Origin of the sequence: Novilysobacter antarcticus (genome assembly GCF_019802285.1) — a bacterium.
GTDB classification, from domain to species: Bacteria; Pseudomonadota; Gammaproteobacteria; order Xanthomonadales; family Xanthomonadaceae; genus Novilysobacter; species Novilysobacter antarcticus.
Window position 1 is genome coordinate 257,985 of the sequence record NZ_JAIEUJ010000002.1, and the last position, 18,151, is coordinate 276,135.

At 68.2% G+C, this 18,151-nt stretch carries 15 protein-coding genes; 3 read left to right on the plus strand and 12 right to left on the minus strand.

Going from position 1 to position 18,151, the window contains the following annotated elements:
- The first annotated feature begins 61 nt into the window (after positions 1–61).
- Positions 62–691 (plus strand): ribosome biogenesis factor YjgA, encoded by a 630-nt coding sequence (yjgA, locus tag KZ491_RS05915; RefSeq protein WP_222564951.1) that lies wholly within the window; start codon positions 62–64, stop codon positions 689–691.
- Between the two features lie 13 nt (positions 692–704).
- On the opposite strand, the gene tldD is transcribed toward yjgA, so the two are convergent.
- The 10 genes from tldD to leuS form a co-directional block, all read right to left on the minus strand.
- The gene (gene tldD / locus KZ491_RS05920) at positions 705–2,147 is read right to left on the minus strand and encodes a metalloprotease TldD (RefSeq protein ID WP_222564952.1); all 1,443 of its coding nucleotides are present in this window, start codon (positions 2,145–2,147) and stop codon (positions 705–707) included.
- A 134-nt stretch (positions 2,148–2,281) separates the two neighbouring features.
- A complete protein-coding gene (locus KZ491_RS05925; protein ID WP_222564953.1) occupies positions 2,282–6,217 on the minus strand; it encodes a YhdP family protein in 3,936 nt (1,311 codons plus the stop codon).
- Positions 6,218–6,237: 20 nt separating this feature from the next.
- On the minus strand, positions 6,238–7,749 hold the full coding sequence (gene rng, locus KZ491_RS05930; RefSeq protein WP_222564954.1) for a ribonuclease G: 1,512 nt from the start codon (positions 7,747–7,749) through the stop codon (positions 6,238–6,240).
- Positions 7,746–8,354, minus strand: coding sequence for a Maf family protein (locus KZ491_RS05935; RefSeq protein WP_222564955.1), 609 nt, complete (start codon positions 8,352–8,354; stop codon positions 7,746–7,748). Before KZ491_RS05935 ends, rng begins: the two co-directional genes overlap by 4 nt.
- 103 nt (positions 8,355–8,457) lie before the next feature.
- Positions 8,458–8,928, minus strand: coding sequence for a 23S rRNA (pseudouridine(1915)-N(3))-methyltransferase RlmH (rlmH, locus tag KZ491_RS05940; protein WP_222564956.1), 471 nt, complete (start codon positions 8,926–8,928; stop codon positions 8,458–8,460).
- A gap of 23 nt (positions 8,929–8,951) precedes the next feature.
- Entirely contained in the window at positions 8,952–9,407 is a 456-nt protein-coding gene (gene rsfS / locus KZ491_RS05945; RefSeq protein WP_222564957.1) for a ribosome silencing factor, read from the minus strand.
- 29 nt (positions 9,408–9,436) lie between these two features.
- Positions 9,437–10,117 (minus strand): nicotinate-nucleotide adenylyltransferase, encoded by a 681-nt coding sequence (nadD, locus tag KZ491_RS05950; protein ID WP_222564958.1) that lies wholly within the window; start codon positions 10,115–10,117, stop codon positions 9,437–9,439.
- Between the two features lie 18 nt (positions 10,118–10,135).
- Positions 10,136–11,179: a DNA polymerase III subunit delta gene (gene holA / locus KZ491_RS05955; protein WP_222564959.1), complete on the minus strand. Its 1,044-nt coding sequence runs from the start codon at positions 11,177–11,179 to the stop codon at positions 10,136–10,138.
- A 2-nt stretch (positions 11,180–11,181) separates the two neighbouring features.
- Positions 11,182–11,826, minus strand: coding sequence for an LPS-assembly lipoprotein LptE (locus KZ491_RS05960; RefSeq protein ID WP_222564960.1), 645 nt, complete (start codon positions 11,824–11,826; stop codon positions 11,182–11,184).
- Between the two features lie 74 nt (positions 11,827–11,900).
- Positions 11,901–14,603, minus strand: a complete 2,703-nt coding sequence (gene leuS / locus KZ491_RS05965; RefSeq protein WP_246606668.1) for a leucine--tRNA ligase — start codon at positions 14,601–14,603, stop codon at positions 11,901–11,903.
- 275 nt (positions 14,604–14,878) lie between these two features.
- Here leuS and KZ491_RS05970 point away from each other — a divergent pair, with 275 nt between their 5' ends.
- Positions 14,879–16,180: a metal-dependent hydrolase family protein gene (locus KZ491_RS05970; protein WP_222564961.1), complete on the plus strand. Its 1,302-nt coding sequence runs from the start codon at positions 14,879–14,881 to the stop codon at positions 16,178–16,180.
- 49 nt (positions 16,181–16,229) lie between these two features.
- On the opposite strand, the gene KZ491_RS05975 is transcribed toward KZ491_RS05970, so the two are convergent.
- Both KZ491_RS05975 and KZ491_RS05980 read right to left on the minus strand, forming a co-directional pair.
- Complete coding sequence (locus KZ491_RS05975; protein WP_222564962.1) at positions 16,230–16,448, minus strand: helix-turn-helix transcriptional regulator; 219 nt, start codon at positions 16,446–16,448, stop codon at positions 16,230–16,232.
- Positions 16,449–16,459: 11 nt separating this feature from the next.
- Entirely contained in the window at positions 16,460–17,089 is a 630-nt protein-coding gene (locus KZ491_RS05980; RefSeq protein ID WP_222564963.1) for a hypothetical protein, read from the minus strand.
- Between the two features lie 136 nt (positions 17,090–17,225).
- Here KZ491_RS05980 and trxA point away from each other — a divergent pair, with 136 nt between their 5' ends.
- Positions 17,226–18,104 carry a thioredoxin gene (trxA, locus tag KZ491_RS05985; protein WP_222564964.1) on the plus strand — a complete coding sequence of 293 codons (879 nt, stop codon included), beginning with the start codon at positions 17,226–17,228 and terminating at the stop codon, positions 18,102–18,104.
- Positions 18,105–18,151 lie beyond the last annotated feature (47 nt).

The following is an 18,151-nucleotide window of genomic DNA, read 5'->3' on the forward strand; positions in this document are numbered from 1 at the left end:
TGTTCTTGATGCGGTGGCCGCGGGGCAAACCCGCGACGACCGGAATAGGTGGGGTGCGACGATGCGTGGCATAGACGAGGAAACCGGCGAATTCCGTGGCGAGAGCCGCAGCCAGCAGCGGCGCGAAGCGCTGGAAGTGGCAGCCATCGCCGAGCAACTGGTTGCACTCAGCGAGGCGCAACTGGCACGCATGCCGGTCCCCGAAGAGCTGCTCCCCCACATCCGCGAGGCACGCCGGATCACCTCGCACATCGCGCACAAGCGCCAGCTGGCGTTCCTGGCCAAGCAGATGCGGCGCGAGGATGACGCGGTGATGGAAGCGATCCGCGACGCGCTCGATGAGAAAGGCGATACGGCGCGGCGCGAAACCGCGATCATGCATCGCATCGAGGCTTGGCGTGACCGCCTGCTGGCCGAGGGCGATGCCGCGCTGACCGAGCTGCTGGACCTGTACCCCGACGCCGACCGCCAGGGCCTGCGCCAGCTCGTCCGCAACAGCCTGGAGGAGCGCAAGCGCAACAAGCCGCCACGCGCCGCCCGGGAGCTGTTCCGGCAGTTGCGCGAACTGATCCTGCTGCCCGAGATGCCGATCGCCGGAACAGCAAGCTCCGCGACCGACGACGCCGAGGACCCGGCCGCTACCGGCCACGACGCACGCGACGACGACGCGGCCGAGCAAGACCAGCCGTAGACGGCCTGCGGCGTCACGCCTGGGTGCCACCCACGGTAATCCCATCGATCAGCAGCGACGGCTGGCCGACCCCGACCGGCACGCTCTGGCCGTCCTTGCCGCACACGCCGACACCCTCGTCCAGGGCGAGGTCATGTCCAACCATGCGTACCTTCTGCATCGTCTCCGGCCCATTGCCGATCAGCGTGGCGCCCTTGACCGGCGCGGTAATCCGGCCGTCTTCGATCAGGTAGGCCTCGGTGGCCGAGAACACGTACTTGCCGCTGGTGATGTCGACCTGGCCGCCGCCGAAATTGACCGCATACAGCCCGCGCTTCACCGAGCGGATCATCTCCTCCGGGTCGTGCTTGCCGGCGAGCATGTAGGTGTTGGTCATGCGCGGCATCGGCAGGTGGGCGAAGGATTCGCGGCGACCGTTGCCGGTCGGCGCCATGCCCATGAGGCGCGCGTTGAGGCTGTCCTGCATGTAGCCCACCAGCACGCCATCCTCGATCAGCGTCGTGCACTGGGTCTGTTCGCCCTCGTCGTCGATGTTGAGCGAACCGCGACGCCCGGGCAGGGTGCCGTCATCGACAATCGTCACGCCCGGCGCGGCGACCCGCTGGCCCATGCGGCCGGCGTAGGTGCTAGTGCCCTTGCGATTGAAATCGCCCTCCAGGCCATGGCCGACCGCCTCGTGCAGCAGCACGCCGGGCCAGCCGTTGCCGAGCACCACCGGCATGACGCCGGCAGGCGCGTCGACCGCCTCCAGGTTGACCAACGCCTGGCGCAAGGCCTCGCGGGCCCAGGCTTCCGGCTTGCCGTCGGCGAACAATTCGGCATACCCGTACCGGCCGCCGCCCCCGGTGTAACCCGATTCGCGCCGGCCGTTCTGCTCGACGATCACCTGCACGTTGAAGCGCACCAGCGGACGCACATCAGCGGCGAGGATGCCGTCACTGCGGGCCACCAGAATGGTATCCACGCCGCCCCCGAGGCTGACGATCACCTGTTGGACCCGCGGGTCGGCCGCACGCAGCAGCTTGTCGATGCGGCGCAACGCCTCGACCTTGTCCTCGTTGCCCAGCGAATCCACCGGATCGACCGGCGCGTACAACGCCTGCGCGTTGGCCCGCACCAGCGGCCGGGTGGTCATGCTGCCGCCGTCGCGTGCGATCGCCCGCGCCGAGGTGGACGCGGCGATCAGCGCCTGTGCATTGATCTCATCGGAGTAGGCGAAACCGGTCTTCTCGCCGCTGATCGCGCGAACGCCGACGCCCTGCTCGATCGAGTGCGCGCCGTCCTTGACGATGCCGTCCTCCACGCTCCAGCTCTCGCGCCGGGCGTGCTGGAAATACAGATCGCCAAAGTCGATCCCCGGACCCAGCAGCGTGCCGAAGGTTCGCTCAAGCCCCCCGGCATCGAGCCCGGAAGGCAGCAGGAGTCGGGATTCGGCAAGTTGCAGGGTTTGGGTCATGGGATCTTCTGGGGACGTAGGGACGGAACGGGCGGCCCACCTGACAGGGAGGCGGCTCACGGGGGACATCGGCGGGACTCGGTAGCGCATACAGGCAAGGCCACCCGGACGATATGCGGGCGACTGGCGGGGCTTCAACCGGAGGGCGGCGCGGCGCCTTGTTCGACCGGCGGTTTGACCGGCGGCTTCACTGCAGGTTGGACCGGCGCCGGGCCGTTGCGCTCAGGCTCCCGGCTGACCACATCCACATGCGGGTCCTTCCAAGGGCCGCTGACCCGATAGGTTTTCGCGCCGATCTGGCCCAGCGGCTTGCGCAGCACCGCATTGGCCGCCGCGCCGATCGCCGCGCCCACCGGACCACCGGCCAGTGCCCCGGCCACGGTCAGCAGGTTGCCCGAACGCGGCAGCACTTCGATCGTCTGGTTGAAGGTCTCGGCCCGCAGGTCGGCTTCACCGCGGATGTTGATCCGAGCGGCCGGCCCCTCGATGCGCAGGTCGTCGCTGCTCGCCGTCCCGCCGCCAAAGCGGATGTCGCCGCTGGCCTGGTTGAACGCAAAACCCTTGGAAAAGAAGTCACGGAAGTCCAGCATCAGCCGGCGCGGCAACTCGGCGACGCTGAGCAGGCCCAATACGCGTCCCGCACCGGGTTCCACCTCCAGCAGGCGCCCGTCGCGCACCTCGCCCTTCAGGTTGCCGGACACCTTCACCAGATCGAACTGCATCGGGCCTCCCGCCCACTCGGCGGCCAGCGACATGCGGCCCTCGCCGCCGTCGAGGCGGCCGACATGGCCCAGACCCGTGAGCAGGCGGCCGAAGTCGGTGCTGGCCAGGTCCACTTCAAAACGTGTCCGCGCGGCCTTCCCACGCCCGGTCCAACTGCCCCGGGCATCAATCCGCTGGCCCGGCGTCGCGGCGCTGAAGTGCTCGATCTGCAGGCCCGTGCCCGTCGCCCTGGTACGCAACGATGCCCGCCCCAGCACCGCGTCGTCCAGGCGCAGGTCATCGATCTCCAGTGCCAACGGCGGGATGCGCGCCGGATCGATGTCGTCGTCGTCCGCTGCGGCGGCGACAACGCGCGGCGCGGCTTTGGGTGCATCGGCTGCTTTTTTGGGCAGGCTCCAGTGGACACGTTCAAACCGGCCCGCTACGGCAGCGCTGGAGGACTCCGGCACCTGCAGCCGGCCCTGCAACCTGGGGCCATCCGTCTGTACCAGCAGCGCGCCGCGGGCCTCCGGCGATACGCGGACGCGCGCCTCGCCGAACTCTCCGCCCAACAACTGCAACCGATCGGTGCGGATGTCGATCCGGCCCAAGGGCACGCCGCCACCGCTCCCATCACCTGCCCCGGCCCGGGCCAGACCCACCCAGCCGATCGCATCCAGAATTCGCGCACGCCCGCTGGCGATCAGTCCCGAGGCCGGTGCCGGCGCCGGCAGCGATCCGCTGCCCAGCGCCACCCGGATCCCGGTGCGCTGGCCGCTGCTGCGTGCGCGCAGGGCCAGAACATCGCCAAGGACGACCTGCACCTCGCCCTGATCGAGCGGCAACGCCGTCTCGACGGTTGTCGCCAGTCGTTGGCCAGTCGGCTTCGCCAGCGGCGCGGGCAGCGTCAATGCCGTACCCACCAGGTCGGACTGGAGTTTCAGTCTTGCGGCATCCCCGCTGCGGTCGCCCGCTCCGGGCACGAGCAGGCCGAGCGTCCACGAGGAGCGACCCTGCATGTAGGGCGCAAGCCACCCCAGCTCGGGCGCACGCGCCAGAAGCGTGTCGGCACCGAACTGGGCCTGCAGGTCGGCCTCCAGCACGTTGCCCGCGTCGCGCACCGCGTCCTTGCCCGAGCGCAGGGACAATTTGCCCGGGCGACCGCCCATCTGCACGTCCAGCCGGTCGGCGCGAAAGCCGTTGTGGGTGTAGCTCACCGGACCGCGGACCTGCTCGAACGCGAGTCCCCAACGCGGGTCGGACAAGCTGGCGCCGGCCAGGCGCACGTTGCCGTCGATCGCCAGCGAGCCATGCTCCACCATCGGCAGCGCCATCGCGAAAGCCACCTCGGCAGGACCGGAGCCCTTGACCGCGGCGAACGTCTCCGGATTCAGCTGCTGCAGGGGGCTGGCACGCAGCAAGCCCAGCAGTCGCGACACATCGCTGCTGCCCTTGGCCTCGACCGCCAGCGTCCCGTGGTCATAGTGGTCGACACTCGCCTTGATGGCGGGGATCGTGATTCCGGCCAGGGTGCCGTGACCGGTGATGTCCAGACCGTTGCCTATGAAACTGGTCTGGAGGTCGAGCCCGGTCGCCGCCGGCCAGTCCGGCTGGAACGCGACGGTGGCGTCGGTGATGTGAGCACGGGCCTCGAAGCGACCGGTGTGGTCGTCAAATGGCCAATCGTCCAGGTCGCCGGAAACAATCGCGCGGCCGTCGCGGACGACCCCGTCCACCAGAGCGGTGTCCAACCAGTGCAGCAACGCCTCAGGCATCAGGTGCCGCACCCAGAAGCCCTTGGCCACCGGCAGGCGGGTCTCGTCCACAGTCGCGGCCAAGTCGATCCGCGGACGGCCGCCCTCGCCGGTCCAGCCCAGCCCGCCACGGATCTGGGCACCGAAATCCGGACCCTTGATGCGCAGCGCGGACGTGCCCACCTGCCAGCCGTCCAGACCGCGCCAGCCGGCCACGTTTCCGTTCAGGTGAACCACATGCGCAACCCCGAAGCCGCGCGGCCAGTCGAAGCTCATCGCCGCAGCCGGATCCAGCTGCGCGCTGAAGCCCTCCGCGTCGCCGCGTACGTCGGCCGCCAGCCCGTTGATGCCCGGCGCATTGCCAACCGTCGCAAACCCCAGACCATCGATGCGCACACCGCCCTGCATTCCGCCGTCGCGGCTTCCGTGCAGGTCGACCGCCGACAGCGAGGCGTGGGGACGCGCGTGCAGCAGCCAGTGCCGCAGCGGACCGGGCAGCTGATTGCTGAGCACGGCCAGCGATGCCAATGGCTGCAAATCGATATGGCCTGTCACGAGGCCGTACTCGCGGCCGGCGGCGAGCGTGAGCGGATCGAAACGGTAGTCCTCGCCCTGAATCTGCAGATGCAGCAAGGGCGCGTCCAGCTGCCACCCGCCATCGGTACGCTGCCAGTGCAGCCGGCTCTCGAGCAGGTCGATCACCTGCAGCGGGATCTGCCCGGCGGCGCCAGGCACGGGAGCGATGGTGGAACCTGCCAGAACCACCCGTTCAAGGCTTGTCTCCAGCTGTAACCCGACCAGGCGCTTGTCCTCCAGATCGGCCCAGGCCCTCGCCCGCCCTTCCCCCGTCTGCAGGGCGATGCCGTGCAGGTCGAGCACCGACGCGAGCGGCTGCAACTCCGCGCGATCGATGTTGACGTACGCACGACCGGCGCCGGCGCTGCGATCAAAGTCCAGCATCGCCACCACGGGCGCCGTGGGATCTTCGGTGCCGCGGCCGGTGGCGGAGGACAATTCCTCCGGCCAGGCGCGTAGCCCCGCGCGGACGCGATTGCCCTGCACGCGCAAGCGCAGGTCAATCCGTGGCACGTTCAGATCCAGTCCCAGATCGGGCGCCAGCACCGTCAATGCTCCATCACTGACCTGAAGCTCGCCCAGTCCTTCCAGGGCGTGGAACGGATCGCCGTCCGCCTCGCGCTGGCCCGGAAGTCCGCGCACCTGCCAGCGACCGTCGGGGGATCTCTCCAGGATCAGCTCCAGGCCGCGCAGCCGCAGCTCCGACAGGGGCACCCCCGGCCACAGCCCGGCGTAGATGGACACCAGCATCTCGGCGTCGCCGACATCGAACACCTCGGCGCCCTCGCCAAGGCGCAGGTTGTGCAACTGCAGCAATGGCCCTCTGCGGGTCCAGCCGGTTTCGAGATGATCAAATGCCACCGGACGCCCGACCCGCTCGCCCAGCCAGGCGGCGACGCGGTCGGGATGGCGCTCCACCAGCGGCAGCAACTGACTGGCCACCGCGATCACCAGTGCCAGCAGCACCAGCACGATCCCCACGGTGTAGCCCACGCCCCGGCGGGCCAGTCGCAATCGGCGGCGCAGCGGCGTCGGCATCTCAGTCGCGGCGGGAGGCGTCAGAGCAGGACGACATCAAACTGTTCCTGCGCGTACTGGTCATCGGCCTGGAAACGGATCGACTTGCCGAGGAATTCTTCCAGCTCGGCCACCGCCGCCGATTCCTCATCAGTGATACGTGCGACCGCCTTGGGTGAGGCGATCACCAGCAGGCGGTCGGCGTCGAACTGGCGCACCTGGCGCACGATCTCGCGAAAGATCTCGTAGGTGACCGTCTCCGGCGTCTTCAGCGTGCCGCGCCCGTTGCACTCGTGGCATGCCTCGGTGAGCTGGCGCTGCAGGCTCTCGGTGGTGCGCTTGCGCGTCATTTCCACCAATCCCAGCGGCGAGAAGTCGTACACAGTGGTCTTGGCGTGGTCTTTGGCCAGCGCCTTCTCCAGAGTGCGCAGGACCTGGCGCTTGTGCTCGGGATCGTGCATGTCGATGAAGTCGATGATGATGATCCCGCCCAGGTTGCGCAGGCGCAGCTGGCGGGCGACCGATTGCGCCGCCTCCAGATTGGTGCGGTAGACGGTTTCCTCCAGGTTGCGCTGGCCCAGGAACGAGCCGGTATTGATGTCCACCGTGGTCATCGCCTCGGTCTGGTCGATCACCAGGTAACCACCGGATTTCAGGGGCACCTGCTTGTCGAGCGCGCGCTGGATCTCGTCCTCGACCCCGTACAGATCGAAGATCGGCCGCTCGCCGGCGTAGTGCTCGACCTTCTGCGCCAGCTCCGGCGTTCCCGCGGCACCGGCGGAGGTCATGAACTGCGCGGCAAACGTACGCAAGCGTTCGAAGGTCTCGCGCGAATCCACCCTGACCTTGTCCACGTCACGGCGGATCAGGTCGCGGACCGCGCGCAGCGGCAGCGTCAGGTCCTCATAGATGCACTCGCCCACGCGTGCGCTGGCCGAACGCTCGCCGATCAGGCTCCATACCCGCGCGAGGTAGGCCACATCATCGGCCAGCGCCGCCTCGGGCTGGCCTTCAGCGTTGGTACGGACGATGTAGCCGTGGCTGTCGCCTTCCGCGGTCAGTCCGGTGACGATGCCCTTGAGCCGGGCGCGCTCGGCTTCATCCTCGATCCGAGCCGAGACGCCGATCACGCGGGTGTGCGGCAGCAGCACCAGGTAGCGGGACGGAATGCTGGTCAGGGTGGTCAGCCGGGCGCCCTTCCCGCCGATCGGGTCCTTGACCACCTGGACGATGATTTCCTGGCCATCGCGCAGCAACTCGCTGATCGGGCGGGTCGGCGGCGGTGGCGCGTTCGGGTCCTCGTCGCCGGCCAGCGCGGGTGCAGGCGGCCGGACGATATCGGCAGCGTGCAGAAACGCCGCGCGCTCGAGTCCGATCTCCACGAAGGCCGCCTGCATCCCGGGCATCACCCGTTGCACCTTGCCCTTGTAGACATTGCCGACCACGCCCCGGGCCCAGCCACGCTCGATGTGGAGTTCCTGCAACATGCCGTTCTCGACCACGGCCACCCGCGTCTCGCGCGGGGTGACGTTGACCAGGATTTCCTCGCTCATGGCGCCTCCGTTGCGCAGGTGGTCAGGCCGGCGGCCAGCGGGCCGAGACCGAATTTCGCCAGCAGTTGCGCGCTCTGGTGCAGCGGCAAACCCATGACGCCGGAATAGCTGCCGTCCAGGCGCTCCACGAACGCCTCGGCAAGCCCCTGGATCGCGTAGCCACCCGCCTTGCCAAAGGGCTCGCCACTGGCGACATAGGCGTGGATAACGGCGTCCGGCAACCGTCCGAAGCGCACCGAGGACACCGACACGGCCGCTTCCTGGCGGGACGCTGAGACCAGCGAGAGCGCCGAAATCACCGTGTGCCCGACACCCGACAGCCGGCGCAGCATCGCCACCGCGTCAGCCTCGTCTTGCGGCTTGCCGAACACCGTCTCGTCCAGCACCACCTCGGTATCGCAACCGAGCACCAGTGCATCGGGCTCGCCTGCCACACGCGCCAGCCCGGCCAGGGCCTTGTCCCGGGCGACCCGGGAGACATAGGCGAGCGCGGTCTCGTCCACTTCGCGCTGTTCGGGAACATCCAGTTCGAGCACGGAAAACCCGAGCCCGAGGCGGGTCAGCAGTTCGCGTCGACGCGGAGAGCGGGAAGCAAGATAAAGCATGGGTCTCCAGGGACGACCGGTCGCCGTAGCGAATGGCGGAAAGCATAACCCGCGGTGCCTGAGCGCCAGCCACCTCGAGCCGGCGAGAGTCGCCGGCCCGCGATCAGGCCCGGTGGTAGGGGTGGTTGGCCAGCATCGCCGCGGCGCGGTAGAGCTGCTCGGCAGCGACCAGCCGCACCAGCATGTGCGGCAGGGTCATCGGCCCCAGCGACCAGGATTCGTCGGCGCGTGCCAGCACGTCGTCGGCGTGGCCTTCCGGCCCGCCGATCAACAACGTCAGGTCCCGGCCCTGGCCGCGCCAATGCTCGAGGCGCTGGGCGAGTTGCTCCGAACTCCACGGCTTGCCCCGGCCGTCCAGCGTGACCACCAGAGGCGAACGCGGCAGCGCGGCAAGTACGCGGGCGCCTTCTTCTGCGGTGGCACGCGGGATGTCGCGGTTCTTGCCGCGCACGCCCGGCTCGATCTCCACCAGTTCCAGTGGCAACCAGTGGGACAGACGCTTGCGGTAGTCCTCGAAGCCCTCGGCGACCCAGCGTGGGGCGCGCTCGCCGACGGCAATCAGCTTGGCCTTCATTGCCAGACCGACAGTCGCCGCAACTAGAGGTCGTCCTCGGCGCGGGTTTCAAGCTCGCCGGAACCGATATCCGGCTCACCATCCTCGTCCACCGACGCGGGAGGCTGGTCGCCCACGGTCCACAGGCGCTCGAGTGCGTAGAACTCGCGCACCCGCGGCAGCATGATGTGGACAACGACGTCGCCCAGATCGACGAGGACCCACTCGGCCTCGCGTTCGCCCTCGACGCCCAGCGGCATGATGTCGAGCTTCTTGGCGAACTTGACCACCTCATCGGCGATCGACTTCACGTGGCGCGAGGACGTGCCCGACGCCACCACCATGTAGTCGGTGACGCTGCTTTTGCCGCGCACGTCGATTTCCACCGGATCCTTGGCCTTCAGCTCCGCGATGGCACTGCGCACAGTGTCCAGCAGTTTGTCGACGCTGGGCGGCGGGCTCGGGAGACGGGTCTTGATGACTTGGGCTTCGGTGGACATGCAGGCTCTGGGGTTGGGTGCGGCCTTGATTATAGCGAAGCCGGGCTGCCGGGCCGCTTCACGTACAGCTGATTCTGAACGATGTACTCCGCCACCGGTGCCGGAACCAGCTGCTGCCACGACGCGCCGGTCGTGATGCGCTCGCGGATATCGGTGGCCGATCCAGGGTGCAGGCGGTTTGGCAGGCACAGCACCCGGCCGGCCGGTGCCGACGCCAGGTCAGCCACCGTGTCGGTCCAGCGGCCGTGCAGCGCCGCCTTCAGTGGCCCGGAAAGGTGGCGGTCAAGATCTACGCCCGGACGGGCGGCAACAACAAAGTGGGCCATTTCGAACAGCGTCTGCCAGTCTTTCCACTGCGGCAGCCCGGCGACGCTGTCGGCGCCAATCAGCAGGGCGACCGAAGCCGCCACGCCGTACTCGGCGCGGATGCCGCGCAGGGTGTCGACCGAATAGGACGGCGTGTCGCGCAGCAGCTCGCGCCGATCGACCAGCAGGTCCCGCTCGCCGGCCACTGCCAGGTCCAGCATCCGGGCACGGTGCTCGGCGCTCGCCCCGGGCGCAGCTCGATGCGGCGGGTCAGCCGCCGGCATGAGCCTGATGACGGCCGCCAGATGGTCGCGTGCGTTTCGCGCAATGTGCAGATGGCCGCAGTGGACGGGGTCGAACGTGCCACCGTAGAAGACGCGCAGCGTTTGGTCCGCGGGGTTCATCGCCGGGTTCCGCCGTACTCAGGCATCCACGTGGACCAGCAGCCGGACCGCGGCCGGATCGGCGACCGCCAGCAGGACCCGCTCCAGCATCAGCCACGGATCGCCGGGCTCACGGCCCTTGGCCATCCGGTCGACTGCACCAATGCGCGAGACGAATGCGTCCCAACGCGCCGGCGGATGCCGCTCCAGGGCGCGGTGGTACATCGGCTGTTTGGAATCCCAGATGCGTTGCGCCTTGAACTCGGCCGAGAGGTTGCCGCCGCGAGCCTTGATCCGCGACAGCGCGGCGGTGCGCTGCAACTCGACCACCACCATGCCCAGCAGTGCGGGTACCGCCTCGCCTTCGGCGCGCAGACCGGCCAACATCCGCGAGACCTGCAGCGACTGGCCATTCATCGCCGCATCGATCAGGCGGAACACGTCGTAGCGCGCCGCATCGGCGACCAGCGACTCCATCCGTGCCAGATCCAGGCTGCCCCCGTCGGCGAGCAGGGCCAACTTGTCGATCTCCTGCGCGGCGGCCAGCAGGTTGCCGTCAATGCGTTCCACCAGCCGCTGCACGGCATCGGCGTCGGCGCGCACGCCGCGCGAGCGCAGGCGATGCTCGATCCAGCCGGGCAGTTCATGGGGTTTGATCGGCCAGGCGATGGCGATTTTACCGATGCCGCCGATCGCCGTGCTCCACTTTGCGGGATGCTTGCGACTCCATTCACCGGCGGTGACCAGCAAGACCACGTCGGCGGGAGGATCGGCGCAGAAGCGGCAGATCAGCTCGCTCCCGACCTTTCCTGGCTTGCCGGTGGGCAGGCGCAACTCCAGCAAACGCCGGCTGGAAAACAGTCCCGGCGAGCCGAAGCTGGCCTCCATCGCGTCCCAGTCGGGCTCGCGGCTGCCTTCGCTGTCAAATACTTCGCGCTCCGCAATGCCCTGCGCGCGGGCGGCGGTGCGCACCGCATCGGCGGCCTCCAGCACCCGCAAGGGCTCCGCACCGGCGATCAGGTAGGCCGGTGCCAGGGGTCCCGATCCGAGCTGGGCGGCCAGCTGTTCGGGTTTGAGCTCCATGCTCAGGGCTGGGAGCCGGGCTTCGGCTCGGTGCCGTCATCGGTGGGAACCGGCGGCGGTGGCGGCGGAGGCGGCATTGCTTCGGCGGCTTCCATCGCGGCCTTGGCTGCGTCAGTGGTTTTCTGGAACACCTTGGAGGCATCTTCGGAGGCGGTATCCACGCTGCCGGCGGCGTCGATCCGGCGCAGGATAGCGGCCGCCATCTCGCGCTGCATTTCACGCACCAGGATCTCGCGCTCGCCTTCGGTGCCGATCGAATTGTTCGGTACCGAGATGTAGTCGCGCGACAGCTCGATGTTCTGCTGCGGCACCAGCACGGTGCCATCGCCATTGCGCATCTCGAAGACGACCGCGTAGCGCAGGCTGAACTCCTGCGCACGGCCGCGCGCATCGACGCTCAACGGGGTGTCACCCCAGCGCTCGGCCTTGATCTCCAGCACCGCCGGATTGCGTTCCGCCGAGCTTGCCGGCGTGGCGCCAGCGCGGGTGAGCGATTGCTGCAGACGGTCCGCAAGCGGGCTGTAGCGGCTCTTGGAGACCACCTTTACCGGGTCAAGGTCGGCCGGCAGCGTCAATGCGTCGCGCAACTGGAAACCACAGGCGGACACGGTCAGCACGAGGGCGAGAGGCAGCAGGCGTCGGATCATCGAGGCAGTCTGAAGGAGGCGGATGGGTGCAGCAAGCATAATGCGCGGCTGCGCAACGGCGTGGGGGACGGGGTTCAGCCGGCAACGATGTTGACGATCTTGCCCGGCACCACGATCACCTTGCGTACCGTCAGGCCACTCAGGAAGTGCGCCACGTTCGGCTCGGCCAGGGCCAATTTCTCGACCTCAGCGTTACCCATGCCGACGGGTGCCTCGATCTTGCCGCGCAGCTTGCCGTTGACCTGCACCGCCATGACCACGGCATCGCGTGCCAGCGCGGCCTCGTCGACCTGCGGGAACGGCACATCCTCGAGCAGCGTTTCCGGATGGCCCAGCGCCTGCCACAACGCATGGCTGGTGTGCGGGGTGACCGGGTTCAGCAACAGCACCATCCCCTGCAGCGCCTCGTGGCGCACGGCCCGGCCCTGGTCGCTCATGTCCTTGAATTTACTGACATGGTTGAGCAGCTCCATCAGCGCGGCGATCGCGGTGTTGAAGGCGTGGCGGCGGCCGTAGTCGTCGCCAACCTTCTGGACGGTCTGGTGCAGCTGCCGGCGTAGTGTCTTCTGGCCGGCGTCCAGCGCGGCCGGATCCACCTGCGGGTGGTCTGGCTGCGAGGCGTGGGTGACCACCTCGCGCCAGAACCGCCGGAGGAAACGGGCCATGCCTTCCACGCCGGCCTCGTTCCACTCCAGCGACAGTTCGGGCGGGGCGGCGAACATCGAGAACAGGCGCACGGTGTCGGCGCCGTACTTGTCCACCATGGTGCGCGGATCGACGCCGTTGTTCTTGGACTTGGACATCTTTTCGATGCCACCGATCACCACCGGCTGGCCGTCGGCCTTCAGCGTCGCGCCGGTGATGCGGCCGCGCTCGTCGCGGACGATCTCCACTTCGGCGGGGTTGATCCAGTCGCGCGAGCCGTTTTCGCCTTCGCGGTAGAAGGTCTCGGCAATCACCATGCCCTGGGTCAACAGGTTGGTCGCCGGCTCGTTGCTGTCCACCAGCCCCTGATCGCGCAGCAGGCGGTGGTAGAAGCGGAAATACAGCAGGTGCAGGATCGCGTGCTCGACGCCGCCGATGTACTGGTCCACCGGCAGCCAGTGGTTGGCCCGGGCATCCACCTGCTCGGGCGCACCGGGCGAGGTGTAGCGCGCGTAGTACCAGCTGGACTCCATGAACGTATCGAAGGTGTCAGTCTCACGCTCGGCCGCGCCACCGCAGCTGGGACAGGTGGTCTTGCGCCACTCCGGATCGGCCTTGATCGGCGAGGCGGTTCCCATGAACTCGACGTCCTCGGGCAGCACCACCGGCAACTGGTCTTCCGGCACCGGCACCGCGCCGCAGCCGTCGCAATAGATGACCGGGATCGGGCAGCCCCAGTAGCGCTGGCGGCTGACGCCCCAGTCGCGCAGGCGGAAATTGACCCGGCGCGCGCCACGGCCCTCCGCTTCCAGGCGGCTCGCCAGCGCATCGAAGGCCTGTTGGAAGTCCATGCCGTCGTACTCGCCCGAGTTCACCAGCCAGCCGCGATCGGTGTAGGCGCCCTGCTCGGCGATGCCCTGCTCGAACTGGCTGACCACCTGCACCGCCGCGCCGGTGTCGTAGGCGTCGGTCGAGCCCTGCCGGCCCAGTGCGCTGGACATGGGATCGGCGTGCCGGCCCAGGTCCTGGCCAATCTCGCGCACGGCATCGCGCACCGAATCGGGCACGACGACCATCTTGATCGGCAGCTGGTAGCGACCGGCGAACTCCCAGTCACGCTGGTCGTGGCCAGGCACCGCCATGACGGCACCGGTGCCGTAGCTCATCAGCACGAAGTTGGCGACGAACACCGGCAACGCTTCGCCGCTGATCGGGTGGATGGCGCGCAGCCCGGTGTCCATGCCGCGCTTTTCCTGGGTCTCCAGTTCCGCCTCGGTCGCCCCGCCCTTGCGCAGGTCGGCGACGAAGTCGGCCAGATCGCTGTCGCTGGCAGCGGCATGTGCGGCCAGTGGATGCTCGGCGGCGATGGAGAGGAAGGTCACGCCCATCAAGGTGTCCGGGCGGGTGGTGTAGACAGTGAGTGGATCGAGGTCGACGCCAGCGGCATCGCGCACGGCGAAGGTGATGTCCAGGCCCTCGCTGCGCCCGATCCAGTTGCGCTGCATGGTCTTGACCGCGTCCGGCCAGCCCGGCAGGTGGTCCAGACCGTCCAGCAGCTCCTGGGCGTAGTCGGTGATCTTCAGGAACCACTGCGGGATCTCGCGCTTTTCCACCAGCGCGCCGGTGCGCCAGCCGCGGCCGTCGATCACCTGCTCGTTGGCCAGCACGGTCTGGTCAACCGGATCCCAGTTGACCACCGAGTTCTTGCGGTAGGCGAGGCCCTGTTTCATCAGGCGCACGAACATGCGCTGCTCGTGCACGTAGTACGACGGCTCGCAGGTGGCGAACTCGCGCGACCAGTCGATCGCGTAGCCCATCTGGCGCAGCTGCGCCTTCATGTGGCCGATGTTGGCGTAGGTCCACTGCGCCGGCGCGGTGTGGTGCTTGATCGCGGCGTTCTCCGCGGGCAGGCCGAAAGCGTCCCAGCCCATCGGCTGCAGGACGTTGTGGCCGGTCATGCGCTTGTAGCGGCTGATCACGTCGCTGATCGTGTAATTGCGCACGTGGCCCATGTGCAGTGCGCCGGAGGGATACGGCAGCATCGACAGGCAATAGAACTTCGGCTTCGGCGAGCTCTCATCGACCTCGAACGCGCGGGTGTCGTCCCAGTAGCGCTGGGCAGCGGTCTCCAGCGCATGCGGCTCGAAACCGGACCCGCCGGCGCTGCCAGGGTCGTTGCTGCGGGGGTCGGTGGAGGCTTCGATGGGCACGGGCGTGGAACCGGAGACAGATGGACCGGAAAGCCTAACCCAGCGACTCTCCCGCCGCCATGCGGTCCGGGGCGGAGACGCGTGTGCTACGTCATCCAAGAGACCCCGGGACCCGGTGTCACCTGGGTCTTTCGCGCCACGCGCGTCGTGCATGCGTGTGCTTCAATCGATCCAACCTCCGCCAACGGGATACCGCCGTGCCGATTCGCATTTCCTGCGCCCTGCTCGCCATTGCCTTGCTGCCCTTGACCACCCACGCCGCCGATGGCGCCAGCGCCCTGCACTGCGGAAAACTGTTCGACAGCCGCGCCGGCAAGGTCCTGGGTCCCCACACGGTGCTCGTGCGGGATGGCCGCGTTGAGCGGATCGTCAGCGGCGGCAATGCCAGTGTCGTCGGCGTCACCGACGTCGATCTGTCCGGCCACACCTGCATGCCCGGCTGGACCGACCTGCACGTGCATCTGGGCAGCCAGTCCAGCCCGGACAGCTACTCTGAAGGCTTCCGGCTGGACGATGTCGACTACGCTTTCCGCGCGGTCGGCTACGCACGGCAGACGTTGCTGGCCGGCTTCACCAGCGTCCGCGATCTGGGCGGCGAGGTCTCCCCGCACCTGCGCGATGCGATCAACCAGGGACTGGTGGACGGCCCGCGGATCTGGGCGGCGGGAAAGTCGATTGCGACCACCGGCGGCCACGCCGACCCCACCAACGGGTACAACTCCGCGCTGTCGCACCTGATCGGACCACCCGGTCCGACGCAGGGCGTGATCAACTCGGTCGACGATGCGCGCCAGGCGGTGCGCCAGCATTACAAGGACGGCAGCGACGTGATCAAGATCACCGCCACCGGTGGCGTGCTGTCCTACGCCAAGTCCGGTGACGCGCCACAGTTCCGGGTCGACGAGATCCAGGCCATCGTCGACACCGCCAGGGACTACGGCTATCGGGTGGCCGCCCACGCCCATGGCGAGGAAGGGATGCGCCGCGCGGTCGAGGCCGGCGTCACCAGCATCGAGCACGGCACGTACATGAGCGACGAGGTGATGGCGCTGATGAAGCGCAAGGGGACCTGGTACATCCCGACGATCTACGCAGGCCGGTTCGTGGCCGACAAGGCGAAGATCGACGGCTACTTCCCCGCGGTGGTCCGGCCAAAGGCGGAGAAGATCGGCGCGTTGATCCAGGCGACTGCCGGCAAGGCGTACCGGTCCGGCGTGAAAATGGCCTTCGGCACCGACATGGGCGTTGGCCCGCACGGCGACAACGCGCGAGAGTTCGTTTACCTGACCGAAGCCGGCGTGCCTGCCGCGGTGGCCCTGCAGATGGCCACGATCCGCGCCGCCGAGGTGCTCGGCGTCGACGACCAAGGCGTGATCGAAAGCGGCAAGCGGGCCGACATCATCGCCGTGCAAGGCGACCCGGTTGACGACATCACCCGGGTGCTGGATGTCAGCTTCGTGATGAAGGACGGCGTGATCTACAAGCAGCCGGATGCCTAGAGACGCGGAGCGCCGCTGCGTTCGCATCCCATGGCACGTGGCGCAACTCTCACGGGTTGCGCGGCCACTGGAAAACCTCGTCGATGCCGACATCGAACGCGTGCGCGATCCGGAACGCGAGTTCCAGCGACGGAGCGTACTTCCCCGCCTCCAGCGCGATGATTGTCTGCCGGGTCACGCCGCATGCTTCGGCCAAAGCCTGCTGCGTCATCTCGCCGCGGGCGAACCGCAGCGCGCGGATGGTGTTCCGGACCGGGGTGGACGCCATGCTGCCGCGCCTCAGTGCCGGTCGCGCCAGTAGTAGATTGCCGTCCCGAAGTACTCCAACAGGCAGCTGAGCATCAGGCCGAGGATCAACAGGTTAGCCACCGCCAAGTGACTGGCCCACTGCAGACGGTCCTGGGGCGACAGCCCAAGTACACCCGCCACACCGACGCAGAATGCGAACAGACCGAAGCGCGCCCATGCCACAGCCTTGGACGCGATCTCGCGGTCACGCTCGTCTTCGGCCACCGCCTCGCTCCATCGCCTCGCCAGGACCCCGCGCAGCACGCTCCAGGCGATCAGCAACGCGACCAGATTGCGCACGACCCGGCCCGTCACGGGATCGTTCCAGACGGTTGCCGCCCTGAAGGCGTCAACGTTCGAGACCAGATAGGCAACCGCGGCGGCCATGAACACGGTGCCGATCCACGCGTTCCACTCGCCCGGCGAGGCGGCCTCGGCCACCGCGTCTCGCGGCAGGCGGCTGACGGCGAACAGCGAGACCCATGCGGTGGTGATCAGGAGAACCATGCCGACGTGGCCGGTATCCAGCCCCAGCAGCGACTGCGGGCCGGCGAGCAACAACCACAGCGCGAACATTGCCAACAACAGCAAGCCGAGGCCGCTCCAACGATTCAGGATCATGATGTCTTTTCCGCCTGACTAAATGTACGGTTGACATTACATCCAGACCGCGCAATGTCAACTATGTTTTACATCCGGTTGGAATCCGCTGCGCCGCACCCATCTAGGCCTGTGAACTTCATCTGCGAGTAGCCCGATGCCTGTACTGCCCGACGCCCTGCCCGCCCGTCACGTGTTCGACGCCACCACAGCCGGTTTTGAAGCCGAAGTCCTGCAGAAGTCGATGCAGACCCCGGTTCTGGTCGACTTCTGGGCGCCGTGGTGCGAGCCGTGCAAGCAGTTGGGTCCGGTGCTGGAAAAGCTGGCCGCCGAGTACCACGGCAGCTTCGACCTGGCCAAGGTCGAGGTCGACCAGGAACCGCAGCTGGCCGAGGCGTTCCAGGTGCGCTCAATTCCTACCGTGTTCCTGGTCAAGGGCGGCCAGATCGCCGACGGCTTTCCAGGCGTACTGCCGGAAGGGCAGATCCGCGAGTTCCTCAAACAGCACGGCGTCGAGCCCGCCGAAGCGCCCGTGGCCGCCGACGAGGCCGCGCCGGCGCCGGTCGATCCGCAGGCCGAGGTTAGCCGGCTGCGCGCAGCCGTCGCTGATTCACCCGACAACGCGGAACTGAGGCTGGACCTGGCGCTCGCCCTGCTCAAGACCGACCAGGCCGAGGAAGCCGCCGGGCTGCTGGAGGGGCTGCCGGCCAACCTGGCCACCGACGATCGCACCGTCGATGCGCGTGCCCGGCTCGCCTTCATCGCCCTGGCCAACGCCGCGCCTGCCCTGGAGGAGCTGCAGCGCTCAGTGGCAGAGAATCCCGATGACCTGCGCGCGCGCCACCTGCTGGGCGCGCGGCACATCGTGGCCGGCAATCCGGAGGCGGCGATGGAGCAGTTCATCGAGATGCTGGCGCGCGACCGCAACTTCGACGGCGGCCTGCCCCGCACCGCCCTGATCGATGCCTTCCGCATCACCGACGATACCGCGCTGGTGGGCCGCTACCGCCGGCGCATGTCGTCGCTGCTGTTCTAGGCGACACCAACGCACGACCCTGCCTTAACCGGGCATGGGCGATGCTT

Excerpts from the sequence above, each read along its gene's own strand:
- KZ491_RS05935 (WP_222564955.1), bottom strand. The coding sequence starts at position 8,354 with ATGCTTTATCTTGCTTCCCGCTCTCCGCGTCGACGCGAACTGCTGACC.
- rsfS (WP_222564957.1), bottom strand. The coding sequence starts at position 9,407 with ATGTCCACCGAAGCCCAAGTCATCAAGACCCGTCTCCCGAGCCCGCCG.
- nadD (WP_222564958.1), bottom strand. The coding sequence starts at position 10,117 with ATGAACCCCGCGGACCAAACGCTGCGCGTCTTCTACGGTGGCACGTTC.
- KZ491_RS05960 (WP_222564960.1), bottom strand. The coding sequence starts at position 11,826 with ATGATCCGACGCCTGCTGCCTCTCGCCCTCGTGCTGACCGTGTCCGCC.
- KZ491_RS05980 (WP_222564963.1), bottom strand. The coding sequence starts at position 17,089 with ATGATCCTGAATCGTTGGAGCGGCCTCGGCTTGCTGTTGTTGGCAATG.
- KZ491_RS05975 (WP_222564962.1), bottom strand. The coding sequence starts at position 16,448 with ATGGCGTCCACCCCGGTCCGGAACACCATCCGCGCGCTGCGGTTCGCC.
- tldD (WP_222564952.1), bottom strand. The coding sequence starts at position 2,147 with ATGACCCAAACCCTGCAACTTGCCGAATCCCGACTCCTGCTGCCTTCC.
- trxA (WP_222564964.1), top strand. The coding sequence starts at position 17,226 with ATGCCTGTACTGCCCGACGCCCTGCCCGCCCGTCACGTGTTCGACGCC.
- rng (WP_222564954.1), bottom strand. The coding sequence starts at position 7,749 with ATGAGCGAGGAAATCCTGGTCAACGTCACCCCGCGCGAGACGCGGGTG.
- rlmH (WP_222564956.1), bottom strand. The coding sequence starts at position 8,928 with ATGAAGGCCAAGCTGATTGCCGTCGGCGAGCGCGCCCCACGCTGGGTC.
- yjgA (WP_222564951.1), top strand. The coding sequence starts at position 62 with ATGCGTGGCATAGACGAGGAAACCGGCGAATTCCGTGGCGAGAGCCGC.
- KZ491_RS05925 (WP_222564953.1), bottom strand. The coding sequence starts at position 6,217 with ATGCCGACGCCGCTGCGCCGCCGATTGCGACTGGCCCGCCGGGGCGTG.
- holA (WP_222564959.1), bottom strand. The coding sequence starts at position 11,179 with ATGGAGCTCAAACCCGAACAGCTGGCCGCCCAGCTCGGATCGGGACCC.